This window comes from Henriciella algicola, from assembly GCF_003576245.1.
GTDB lineage: Bacteria > Pseudomonadota > Alphaproteobacteria > Caulobacterales > Hyphomonadaceae > Henriciella > Henriciella algicola.
The window spans coordinates 248056-259908 of the sequence record NZ_QWGA01000006.1; the positions used below are offsets into that span (position 1 = coordinate 248056).

An 11853-nucleotide genomic window follows, 5' to 3' on the forward strand; every position below is an offset into this window, starting at 1 on the left:
CAGGAGACGTTCCGCTTTGGCCCGCCGTCGCTTTATTCAGTCTTTTCAAGGCGCTTGCGCTTCAGCTCAACGCGCCATCAGCAAATGCCCTCGCATTATGCGCGGGCCAGTTCTTGCACTTTGCATCACGCCGGGCATTTCGCAGCTACGTCCCTGCGCCATGCCAAAACCATATAACTCTGTAAAAACAGCGCAGTACGGCAACAGCGGCCCATAGGCCTGAAGTGCGGCGATTCTTGAAATGTCTTTTGCGTCATCAGCAGGAGGCATGTCCGTGAGCATCACGCGCTTCATTTCAGCAAAGCTTCGCTCGGTCTCAGCCGACCGGTTCTCGAGCAATATAGGCTGGCTCACCTTGGCAGAGCTTGTTAGCCGTGTTGGCCGCATTGTCGCGGCCATCATCCTTGCCCGTCAGCTTGATGCGGCCGCCTTCGGCGTCGCTGCAGTCGCGCTCACCGTATTCGAACTCGTTAGGGTCTTCACCGAGAACGGAATCGGCGCGGCGGTCATCAAGGCTAGCGATGAGGCGTTCGATCAGGTCGCCAATACCGCGCACAGGCTCATGTGGCTGATTTGCATCGGGCTCGCTTTCGTTCAGCTCGCCGTTGCGGCCTTAGTCGAAAGGCTGGTTCCGGGCCAGGGTCTGGGGCTCATGATCAGTGCACTGAGCGGCGTCTACCTCGTCATGCCCTTTGGGCTCATGCACGCCTATGTCCTGCTGCGCCAACAGCGCATGAAAAGGGTCGCCGCTGTCGCCAGTTCACAGACTGTCGCCGATCATCTCCTCACGGCGCTGCTCGCCTTCACCGGCTTCGGCGCTTGGGCGATCGTCCTGCCGAAACTCCTGACGACGCCGATCTGGCTGTTCGGCATGCGCCGGGGCAATCCGTGGAAGAAGAACCGCGCCGCCGGGTTCGAGCCCTTGACCAACATCGTGCGCTTTTCAGTGCCGGTGCTCGGGGCAGAGCTTTTGACCGCCTGCCGCGACCAACTCGACAAGGTCGCGGTATCGGCCGCCTTCGGGATCGAAGCGCTCGGCATCTATTACTTCGCATTCAATGCAGGACTTGGCGTCTCATCGGCGCTGAACCGCGCCTTCTCGACGGCTTTCTACCCCCATCTGTGCGCTGCGGCCGACAAGGCCCGACATTTCCGCAAGGCGATCTTCGGTACGATTGCTCCGCTTGGTTCTGCCTATCTCGTTCAGGCGGCTGCGGCATTGATCTACGTGCCAATCGTTTTCGGCGCTGACTGGACCGATGCTGCGCCTTTGGTTGCCGTGCTCTGTCTTGGCGGACCTGCCCGCCTGCTGTTTGACGCCTCGCGCATGTATTGCCGCGCCTGCGGGGCCACCCTCCGCGAACTTGCCAGTTCGGCTGGCTTCTGCGTCGCCGCCGTCGCGCCTTTCGCCCTGATGTCCGAGGCGAGCCTCATGGCGGCCGCCACCGCCTCTGTCGCAATGGTCAGTCTTTTTAGCGCCAGCGTTGCAATCGCTCTGGTCCAGTCCCGTTCGGCCGGTCTGCTCACCGTCCCCGCTGCCTCCCAAGGAATTTGAAAATGCCTCAGCCATCCGCCTCCGTCGTGATGCCGGCCTACAATTGCGCTGGCACGATTGCGGCATCCATCCGCAGCGTCACGGCCCAGACCCTCAAGGACTGGGAGCTGATCATCGTCGACGACGGCTCCAGCGACGACACCCTGCTGCTGGCGAAATCCATCGCTTTGCGTGATCGGAGAATTCGCATCGTAAGCCAGCAGAATGCAGGACCATCGGCCGCGCGCAATCAGGGCATCGCACTCGCGTCTGCACCGATCATCGCTTTCCTGGACGCCGACGACCTCTGGGCACCAGAGAGGTTGGCAGCAATTGTGGAACGCTTCTCTGAAGAACCCGAAACCGGGGTGCTGTTCACCCGTGTGCGGTTCGTCGACGAGCATTCAGGCGCGCCCGGCCGGCTTAGCGACCATGTCGCAAGACTCAGCGCAGAAACGCTGCTAGGCGAAAACCCCGTCTGCACGACCTCCAACATTGCATGCCGCGCCGAAGTCATGCGCGATGTCGGCCTCTTTTCTCACGGCCTGAACTTTGCCGAAGATCAGGAGTGGCTCTTGCGGGTCGCCGCCAGCGGTCGCTGGGCGATCTGCGGCATAGATGAAGAGTGGCTCTTCTATCGATCTGGCGCACAAAGCCAGTCTGCGGACCTCAACGCCATGCGTCTCGGATGGCTGACGATGATGGAGCGGGCGAAGGACTATGGCGCTGGCCTGTCACCTCGATCCGTCCGACGCGCTTACGGTCCGTTCTATCGCTATCTTGCACGCCGCGCCTTGCGGCTTCGCAGACCACTTCAATCATTCGATTTCCTAGCGCGGGGCCTGGTCGCCGACCCGGGACTGTTGCTGCGTGAACCAAGGCGCACAGTCCTGACCGCGCTCGGCATTTGTCTGTCTTTCCTTCCATCCAACACAATCAGGGGGCTCGTCGAAAAATGAACCATCAACCTACAGTCACGGTCGTGATGCCGGTCTACAACACAGCCGCATATGTCGAGGCCGCAATCGATTCAGTGCTCGATCAGACCTTTGAAGACTTCGAGCTTCTGATCATTGATGACGAAGGCGGCGACGAGTCGGTCACGCTTTGTCGGGCCTATAGCGACCCTCGGATTCGTATAATCTCACAGCAGAATCGCGGCCTCGCCGGCGCGCGCAACACTGGCATACACCATGCCGAAGGCGAGTTTATCGCCTTTCTGGATTCAGACGATATCTGGGCGCCGGAAAAGCTTCAGAACCATGTCCGGCATTTGCTAGAAAACCCCAAAGTCGGGGTGAGCTATGCTGCGTCCATCACCATTGATGATGAGGATCAGGAACTCCGCATCGTTCAACGCCCAAGACTTCGCAATATCAAGGCGCAGCATGTGTTTCTTCGCAATCCGGTGGGCAACGGGTCTGCCCCTGTCATTCGCCGCGACGTCTTCGACGATATCGCGTTCAGAGCCGCGAAAGATGACCGCCTCAGCTATTTCGATGAGAACTTTCGTCAGTCGGAAGACATCGAATGCTGGATGCGGATTGCCCTTACGACCGATTGGCAATTCGAAGGCATCGAAGGCGCCTATACACTTTACCGCATCAACGAGGGCGGGCTTTCAGCGAACATCGTCCGGCAATTCGAAACATGGGACCGGGTTCGCAATAAAGTCTCGGCAATCGACGAAGGCTTCGCGCGCCGCTGGGCGCCGGTCGCCGAAGGGTTTCAGCTTCGCTATCTCGCACGCCGGTGCATTCGCCTGAATGACGGGGCAATGGCGCTGTCCCTGATGAAGGACGCCCTGATGCGCAGTCCATCCATCCTTCTGCGTGAACCCGCCAAGACCCTCACCACACTTGGAGCGGCAATCGCGCTTCGCACCATGCCGGTCGTCGCAGGCCGCTCGTTCAACGCCGTCCTGAAGAAAGGATAAGCCAATGTCCTATCGCCGCATCGTTCACCTGATCGACGACACAGCCATGGGCGGCGTTACACGCGCGCTCGACAATTTCTCGGACCCACGCCTGAAGGCGCTGGGACATCATGAAGTGGCCGATATTCGCGCGGGGCTTCCGAAAGCGAGCGGCCCGGACGACATTGCGGTGATCCATTTTACCGCAAACTGGCGCAAGCTCCCCCTGCTCGCGAACATCCGCTTCCGCGGCCGTTTCAGCCGTGTGATCCTGATCGAACATACGTACACGGACGGCTTCGAGCGATTCTGCGTTCTCAATCAGGCGCGTTTCAGGTCTATGCTGCGCCAGGCTTACAGATTTGCTGACACAATCATCGCGGTCTCACAGGATCAGGGGCGGTGGATGCAAGAGGCGCATCTTGCGCACGCGGCGAAAGTCGAGGTGATCGGCCAGGCTCGCAATGTTGGTGAGCTGATGAATTTGCCGCTCATCCAGCGTTCGACCGGGCCGCTCAGGATTGGCGCATTCGGGCGCTTCCACGAACAGAAAGGCTTCGACCTTCTGATCAAGGCCATGTCCCGGATTTCGCCTGACACGGCACATCTGCATCTGGCTGGTGACGGGCCTCAAATGGCTGCGCTCACCGAATTGGCCTCTGGTCTTGATCACGTGCAGATCGATGAAGCTTTCGCCTCACCCAAGGCATTTCTGGACAGCGTGGATGTCGTCGCTATCCCGTCGCGTTGGGAAGCGTTCGGTCTTGTCGGTTCTGAAGCCCGCGCAGCTGGCCGGCCAATCATCGCCGCCGACGTCGATGGTTTGCGTCAACAGATCGCAGATCACAGCTACGCACACCGGGTTTCGGACATCTATGACCTGCAGCGTGCAATCGAACATGCAGCCGCAGATCCGTTCATCCAGAACCGGGGATTACGCGCCCGCGCCCATGTCGACGATGAGTATGACCAGATGATTGATGCGTGGACCGGACTGCTGTCCGAGGACGCACAGGCCTTGAGCGCCTGACGGGTTTTCCGAGCTCAGGACACATTTGAAGGGCGCTGCGGTCCCAATCGCGGCGCCCTCTATGTTTGCGCGGTGTCCAGCTTACCAAGCGCTGCCACTTCGCGGGACGCGATCCCCATGACCAACAAGCCCGGCCACATCAGATAGGACAGTATCTCCAAATTCTCGCCGATCGAATAGAACGTCATCAGCAGAACCATTGCGAGAGCAACCTGTCCTGCACGTGATCTCGCAAAAGCGAGCAGCGTAAATTCAATGAGGCTCCACGCCAGCGGAACTGCGAGCGCGAGGACGCCGACAAGGCCTTTCACGAAGAGCAGACCATACCAGGTATGGTGACTACCAATCGGCATGAACTCGACAAAGTGCGGCCCTCGCTCAACGACGCCATGTCCGAATATCGGCGCCTCCGTCCACCAGCGGTGCACCGCGATTTCACCCAATGCCTCGCGCACCCGCGTGGAATCCGCGCGCATGGACTTTACCGAATTGAGTGTTGCATCAATCGTATCAAGGATGCCTTGGGCGAAAGGCGTCAGAAGAAACAGGCCAGCTGCCGCCAGCAGCCAGAGGCCCGGACGGCGCGCCTCGCCAATCGCGACCACCAGTGGCCAGATGAACAGCGCAGCCGCGATAGCAAGCCGCGACTTCGAAAACACGATGATGCAAAGCGCTGATACGATCCCGATCCACTTCCAGAGCTTTCGCCGGTCTGCGAGGGCGAAGATCAGGTACATATTGCCAATCAGCCCGGCCGCGGGCGACCACGGCGTGAAGTAGCGCAGCCGCGTCGAGCCGTCAGTGGGCTCGATCGAATAAAGCTGGATCGCAAAGAATTCCGGTCCGGGCCCGCCCACAAGTTTCAGCGGGGATACAAAGATGACCTCGGGCAGACCGAGCTTTGGCGCAAGCAGCAACAAAGGTGTCAGGATGAGCGAGCCGAGCGCGACGATGCTTGCGGCTCTGATTACGGTTTCCAACCTGATATTGAGACACGCGCCGATTAGCGGAAAGAGCGCAAGCAGCGCCCAACCCTTCGCCCACCCGATCGTCGATTTGATCGTCTGACCCACGCTCAGATTATTGTTGGCGTGCCCGATCTCGAGGGCCAGCAGCATAACCAGCATGCCAAGGATCCAGACCCAGACGCCGGCGGGAATACTATGCGAGGGACGGACCGCTAGGCCGGAGCCGCCGACATAAAACCTCGCCAGCAGCAAGCCCGTCAGGCCAACGCCGAGCACGGGCCCAAGCACGTAGAGCCCACCAACCAGGTAGACCAGCCAAGTCGCCGCCAGGGCGGCGAAGACTACAAGGTCTTCAGGAGCGCGCGAATGATGGGCAGTCTGATCCACAGCAGGGCAAGTCCAATGGCAAACAGGAACATCACGGCGAAGGTGCCGAGAGCGAGAAACTTTTTCGAAGGCGTCGCCGGACTTTCTGGCAGTCCTGGCACTTCGATGGTCTGGGTCAGAGGATAGGATGCGAACGTATCGGTGCGGTTTGCATCAAGCTGCGCGAGCGCCGACGCGAAGACCGTTTCTGCGACCTGATGATCGCGCATCAGCGCATCAAGCTCCGTCGCAGGCCCGGCGAGCGAGGCAACGCGGGTTTGCATTTCCGTGAGCTGATCGCTGAGCACCTCATGGCGCTTGCGCGCGCCCGAAAGCTTCGCAGAAGCGCTCACCAGTGACGAGATCAGCTGGGTGCGCTCATCGTCCGACGTGTAGTATTCTTCAGCAACGGCATGGAAGCGCTCCACGCCGAGCAGACTCTGTCCGCGCACAGCCAGGCCGCGGTGCAAACCAGACTGTTGCTCGATCGCATTCAACATCTCCGGATGATTTTCACCGTACATCTGTGAGAGTTCTGCCTGCAGCGCATTGGCTTCGGCTCTCGCTGTCGCAATCGACTGGAAACTCGGGTCCGAAAGCAATGAGAGGATGTCGGCTGCTTCCTCCGGCCCAAGTTCAAGAATGGATGAGAGGCGGGTGATTTCGCTTTCTGCCACACTTGCCTCTGTCGACGCCTGACTGATCTCCAGGCGCAAGAGTTCGGTCTGCGAGACGATATCCTGAAACTGGTTCGTGGACGTTAGTCCGTATTCTGACTGGAAGGCGATGATCCTCGCACGCGCCTCTTCGACCGCCTGCTCAAAGCCAGCAATCGCTGTCTCATAAGCCTGGCGCCGCAGGTCCTGCTCTTCCTCGCGAAGAGTGGCCACTTCCTGTTCGAAAACGGCATGCCATGTCTCAGCAAGCAATTTGGCTCGCCCGGGGGAATCGGATCTCACAGAGACGAAAATGAGGTTCGTTTGATTGGCGAGACGAATGGATGGCGCCGGGGTTTCGGCAATCGTCTGGCCCATCCGTTCGGCCACCATGCCCCGCAGACGGTACGACTGGAAAATGCGCTTATAATTTTCGGTCGGGCTAAGCGTATGGTCCCCAAATGGCGACGAGGCATTGCTGCTGGCTTGCCCCAGGGAGTCGAGGTTGACCGACGTTGACTGCCCTGCCCCAGGCAAGATCAACGTGAAACCGCTCTCATAGGCACGCGGTGTGAAGACATAAATTGCGTCTGCGAGCGCGAGTATCACGCTCCAGCCGATGGCGAGCACCGCAAGATACCGCAGAAAGCGGCCAGCCGCGGGCCCGCCGCGCAGGAAGCTCCAGCTGCGGGTCAATTTGCGAGCCCGCCGATGATCGCAGCGTTGAGAGCAGGCGCTGCAACTTCAGAAACCATCGCGATCACGTCGCGAACGTTGGTGACGTGAGAGTCGTAACAGGCGATTGCATCGTTCGGCAGCAATACCGGATTATAATCGTCGCGATTGGCGCTGCGCACGAGCTTCTCGATCGATCGAGCAACCACTTCGCTTTCGCCCGTGATCGGGTTGCGAGATATGAGCACGCCCCAGCGACCGGCATTCGTCGCCTGGAGGCCGCCCACGCAATTGGCAGAGACGAGGCCCTGCAGGAAGCGTGTACCATAAGGCAGCCGCGTCGCGTCCTGTCCAATCGCCGATGCCGCGTTAGACGCCGCCGGCTGGGTGAGATTGGACATGAAGACCCGGATGCCCGGCGGCGTTATGCGCGAAGGACGCGCAAGCGCCATCTGGAAACAGCCTCGCGACGGCACGTGGATACGGTCACCGGCAATCAGAAGCGGGTCATCCATTGCTCCGCCATTCAGCGCGCCGGACATATCGAACACACGGCGTCTGCCGTTTCTGACAAGCACAATATTTCGAACGTCCGCATCAGGACGAACTCCTGCGGCGGCGAAAAGCGCCGAGGAGAGCGAGCGTTGAAAGGCAATGTCGCCTGCGGCCGAGACACGCTCTGCCGGGGTATCATCTGCATCGCGCTGATTGAGCAGAACGTCACCAGCCTGGAATACAGCGCCCGACACAGAGACTTGAATCGGCGCCCATTCAAGAACGGACACGCTGGCGCGGGCGAAGCCGGGCTTATAGTAGCCGCCCTCCACAAGAAGCCGCGCAATGATGGTCTCCAGCTGCGAAGTCGACATGCCCGATGCGGGCAGGTCACCGATGAATGGCAGGCGCACATAGCCGTTCGGCCCGATCACATAGTCTCCCCCAAAATCATCCTCACGCGGAAGATCGACACGCAGAAGATCACCCGGCGAGAAGAGCTGCGGTTCATCGAATGAAGCGCCGAGACCTGCGTCAACCGGTTGTCCGGCCAGCGCGATATCAAGATCCGCACACCTCGCCTGGTTTGCGATGCGGGCCGTATTGGTTACCTCCAGCGCGTTCTGACGCTCAGCCTGATAGCCATGATGGTTCATGTCGACAGTGTTGGCCGGACGAACAAAGGACGAAGTGCAGCCCGCCAGGCTCGCCACGGCCAGGAGAAGCAAGGTCCTACGCATGTTTCGGCTCACCGTTCAGGCAGCGGAACATGGCGCGCTTGGCAGACCGGCACTCCGTGTTGATGGTCTTGATCAGGCCAGTTGAGTTGGCGGAGGTGCAGACGCTGACATAATCATCAGCGGCGACCAACACCGCATTCAGCACGTTCTCAAAGAAGCGCTCTTCCTGCCTGGACCTCACACTGAAAACAAAACTTGCCATGAACCGCCTCCAATCCGTTTGGAGGAGTTACTTGCAAGCTACACAACCACTTCAAAGAACGCTTTGAATTCAGAGCGCTAACGTATCTGGCGCGTTGATCTGGCGAATACGAACCGCGTAATGCCACGCAAAATGCGGGACTTTTCGCATTTTGCAGGACCGGGACAGCTCGCTCTCAAGGCGCCGAATGCTAAGGCCTCTTGTCTACAAGACTGGCCGACCACCCATCTCGTTGCGCATCAGCCGACCTGCGCGGGCGGGTCGTCTGACAGTACGACGTTGAGGATATAGCGATGGGGAAACTGGCTGGCGGTGCTGTCAGTCTAATGCAAACCGGTCTCCAGCATCGCTAGACGCGCCCCGCCCTATCCAGCCAAAAGTTGACGCCATTCGAGGAGGGCTGCGTCGCGGTTTGATTCAAACGTCTGGCGGCGGATGATGTGGCGGTCGAGATTGAAGTGGTTGTGAAATGAGGCATGCGTCGAAGCGAATTTCTGAAGGTTCGACATCCGCCTGAATCTAAGCATTGCTCGCTCCGTCGGCGGAATGGCAAGAGCGAATTCTCCGCTGAATTACTGAGGTGACGACCGACCTCCTGGCGGTCGAAATTACCGATTTCCTTCATAGCAGCGCAATAGGATCTGAGCCGATCGGTGACGACAGTCCGCGGCGCACCGTACCGCTTCATCGCTTTTCTGAAAAACCGCAAGGCCCCTGTTTTATCGCGAGTTTTCGTGATCTAGCTTTCCAACACGTCGCCCTCATGGTCGAGAGCCCGTCAAAGATAGTAGGTCTCTCCGCTGATCTTCACCAAGATCTCGTCGAGGTGCCACTGCCATTGACTGATTTTCCCCATATAGTTCGCACGGCCAACGCGGACCTTGCCGGCAAACATAGGGCCCAAGCGATCAATCCAGAGCCTCATGCTCTCGTGGCAGATATCAATTCCGCGCTCATGGAGCAGGTCTTCGACATTCCGAAGTGAGAGCGGAAATCGCACATACATCATGACTGCAAGCTGGATGATCGCCGGTTATGTCTCGAAATAGCGAAACGGATCTTTGAACATGAGGTGACGCTAGCCTCATCGCCCTACCCGCTCAATCGGCCCCTTCCGCTGACAATACTCTTTCCTGAGATCGGTATATCTGTCACCCGGGCCTCCGCCGCAGACAAGATATTTCATCTCGGTCTTCAGAGAAGCGACAGTAGTCGCGTGTAACGAAACGGAATCCTAAACCAGAAACCAGTCGGTAAAATCCATTTCAAGACAGGCAAGCCCCTCAAGCGAAGCCTGAGGAGCATAGCTGTCGAGCAAAGGGGGCAGCGCCTCTTCGTCGAACATCGACATATCGAGCGGGGTCATCAAATAGGCGTTCCTTTGCTTTTGTCCGCTAATCATCAGCTTCTGCCTTTGCGGTCCAGAACCTTGCTTCCATTTAGGCGACCAGGCTCCTCGTCCCGCACCGTCACTCTCTCGCAAACTGGAAACCGGATGCAGACTGACCGGTCGCCATGGTCTCAATCAGGTTTACATTGACCCGCTGAGGCAGGGAGATGACCCATTCAATCTGCGCAGCGATGTCGTCGGCCTGAAGCGGGTCCCAGCCATCATACACGCTGTCCGCCTTGTCCTGGTCACCATGGAAGCGGACGAGCGAAAATTCACTCCCGCTTACGCTTCCAGGTTCAATGACGCACACCCTGACCCCCGTACCGTGAATATCCGAGCGAAGATTGCGACTGAACTGGCGGATAAAAGCCTTTGTGGCTCCGTAGACGTTTCCACCCCTGTACGGATAGGAGGCTGCGACCGATCCGATATTGACGATCAGCCCTTGATGGCGGCGAACCATGCTTGACAATACGGGGTGCGTCATCTGGACCAAACCCTTGCAATTGACGTCGATCATGCGGAACCAGTCATCAGGATCGGCATCAAAGGCAGGATCGGCGCCAAGGGCGAGGCCGGCATTGTTAACGAGGACATCGACGGGGCCTGCCTTCTGTTCGAACTGGCGCACAATATGCTCCACCTGTTCACGGTCGGACACATCGGCCACCAACGGTATGATCCGGGGATATTCGTCAGCCAAGGTTTCCAGACGCTCGCCTCGTCTTGCAACTGCGCCAATCGTGTGGGTCTTGCCGAGCCGCCGAAGCGTTGCCTGTCCAATGCCGCTGCTCGCGCCTGTAATGATGATGTTCATCTTCGATCTCCATTTGTTTGTCGGTGATTGCTGTCAAACCGCGTAAAGACGGCGAAGCCATCGTGACTGGTCGCGATCTTCAAGAGGATTGAACGCCCGGCGCATGTGCAGGACCTGCCGGTTCTTGAACATGAGGAAGTGGCCGGGCTGAAGTGTGATCTGGGAAGACGGGACAGTTTTGGCCAGAACCGCCTGCAGATTGGCGAGCGTTTTCTGATATCGCGGATCGGGATCGTGCAACGACACGCTCGTCGGGTCATAGCGAAGGACGAGATTGCCTTCATCATCTTCCTCAAGGAGCGGGGTCGGCCGCCGCGAGGGTGCATAGATCGACACTTCATTCGACTGAGGCGGCTCGATCGCAAAGGCGCGGTGGGCAAGATATTTGAACGCGCCATGCTTGATTTCATTGAGCACGCTAATGGTCCGTTCCAGCTCAGTTGGAATATTCTCGAAATTGCGAATGCAGTCGAACGCTAGAATGCGAGGCACCTGCATGCATGCCGGGGCCTCCGAAGACAGTTCCGCAGACGGGTTGTCCATATGCAGGCCGAATTCGGCAGAGCCGTGCGAAGACTGGCTCTCCTCCTTGCCAGCGGCCGCCAACACATTGCGGAAGGCATAGCCCTGATTCTCGCTCGGACTGGCAAACGGGGTAAAGCCTGCCAAGCCGATCAGGCCCAGCACTTTTGCGTCTGACCGGAGCATGGCGCGTTCCGTTGCGGCGTCGGGGCGGCGATAGGGGGTCGGTGGGATATCCTCTTCTGCAAGTCGCGGCGTGTTGCTGATGTGAAGCGCCAGCGCGTCCTTGTTGCGGCGGAAATCCTGAATGGCCGCCCTGTGCCCGCTGGACAGACAATCGCGAAACGCCTCTGACATTTCAGTGCAGACGAGATCGAGGATTGCATCGATCTTCCTATCAGTACCGATACGGGCGAGCCCGTCGAGGATCGCCTGCTCGAGCGAAAGCTTTTCCTCGTCGCTCAGTATGAGCTGAACCGTTCGTGTGGGAATGTTGCTGTAGAATCCGTCCGCCATGGAAGCCTCCTCTTATTGGGACGC

Annotated in this window: 11 protein-coding genes and 1 pseudogene; 4 read left to right on the forward strand and 8 right to left on the reverse strand. The window is 58.8% G+C overall.

Features of this window, described 5'->3' with window-relative positions; genetic code table 11:
* Positions 1-274: 274 nt before the first annotated feature.
* The 4 genes from D1222_RS09540 to D1222_RS09555 are packed head-to-tail and all read left to right on the forward strand — an operon-like array spanning position 275 to position 4479.
* Positions 275-1555, forward strand: coding sequence for an oligosaccharide flippase family protein (locus D1222_RS09540; RefSeq protein WP_182481938.1), 1281 nt, complete (start codon positions 275-277; stop codon positions 1553-1555).
* 2 nt (positions 1556-1557) lie between these two features.
* Positions 1558-2493 carry a glycosyltransferase family 2 protein gene (locus D1222_RS09545; protein ID WP_119454026.1) on the forward strand — a complete coding sequence of 312 codons (936 nt, stop codon included), beginning with the start codon at positions 1558-1560 and terminating at the stop codon, positions 2491-2493.
* Positions 2490-3470 carry a glycosyltransferase family 2 protein gene (locus tag D1222_RS09550; RefSeq protein ID WP_119454027.1) on the forward strand — a complete coding sequence of 327 codons (981 nt, stop codon included), beginning with the start codon at positions 2490-2492 and terminating at the stop codon, positions 3468-3470. The genes D1222_RS09545 and D1222_RS09550 overlap by 4 nt, the downstream gene beginning before the upstream one ends.
* A 4-nt stretch (positions 3471-3474) precedes the next feature.
* Entirely contained in the window at positions 3475-4479 is a 1005-nt protein-coding gene (locus D1222_RS09555) for a glycosyltransferase family 4 protein (RefSeq protein WP_119454028.1), read from the forward strand.
* A gap of 59 nt (positions 4480-4538) precedes the next feature.
* Here D1222_RS09555 and D1222_RS09560 read toward each other — a convergent pair whose 3' ends face one another.
* The 8 genes and pseudogenes from D1222_RS09560 to D1222_RS09590 all read right to left on the reverse strand — a co-directional run bounded on the left by D1222_RS09560 (position 4539) and on the right by D1222_RS09590 (position 11829).
* Complete coding sequence (locus D1222_RS09560; protein WP_119454029.1) at positions 4539-5834, reverse strand: O-antigen ligase domain-containing protein; 1296 nt, start codon at positions 5832-5834, stop codon at positions 4539-4541.
* Entirely contained in the window at positions 5789-7165 is a 1377-nt protein-coding gene (locus tag D1222_RS09565) for a GumC family protein (protein ID WP_119454030.1), read from the reverse strand. Before D1222_RS09565 ends, D1222_RS09560 begins: the two co-directional genes overlap by 46 nt.
* The gene (locus D1222_RS09570; RefSeq protein ID WP_119454031.1) at positions 7162-8379 is read right to left on the reverse strand and encodes a polysaccharide biosynthesis/export family protein; all 1218 of its coding nucleotides are present in this window, start codon (positions 8377-8379) and stop codon (positions 7162-7164) included. Before D1222_RS09570 ends, D1222_RS09565 begins: the two co-directional genes overlap by 4 nt.
* The gene (locus tag D1222_RS09575; RefSeq protein WP_119454032.1) at positions 8372-8581 is read right to left on the reverse strand and encodes a hypothetical protein; all 210 of its coding nucleotides are present in this window, start codon (positions 8579-8581) and stop codon (positions 8372-8374) included. Before D1222_RS09575 ends, D1222_RS09570 begins: the two co-directional genes overlap by 8 nt.
* A 365-nt stretch (positions 8582-8946) precedes the next feature.
* Positions 8947-9590, reverse strand: a pseudogene (locus tag D1222_RS15970) (IS6 family transposase).
* A gap of 225 nt (positions 9591-9815) precedes the next feature.
* The gene (locus tag D1222_RS15900) at positions 9816-9947 is read right to left on the reverse strand and encodes a hypothetical protein (RefSeq protein ID WP_267896087.1); all 132 of its coding nucleotides are present in this window, start codon (positions 9945-9947) and stop codon (positions 9816-9818) included.
* Positions 9948-10050: 103 nt separating this feature from the next.
* Positions 10051-10791 (reverse strand): SDR family NAD(P)-dependent oxidoreductase, encoded by a 741-nt coding sequence (locus D1222_RS09585; RefSeq protein ID WP_119454033.1) that lies wholly within the window; start codon positions 10789-10791, stop codon positions 10051-10053.
* 33 nt (positions 10792-10824) lie between these two features.
* Positions 10825-11829, reverse strand: a complete 1005-nt coding sequence (locus D1222_RS09590; protein WP_119454034.1) for a TauD/TfdA family dioxygenase — start codon at positions 11827-11829, stop codon at positions 10825-10827.
* Between the last annotated feature and the right edge of the window lie 24 nt (positions 11830-11853).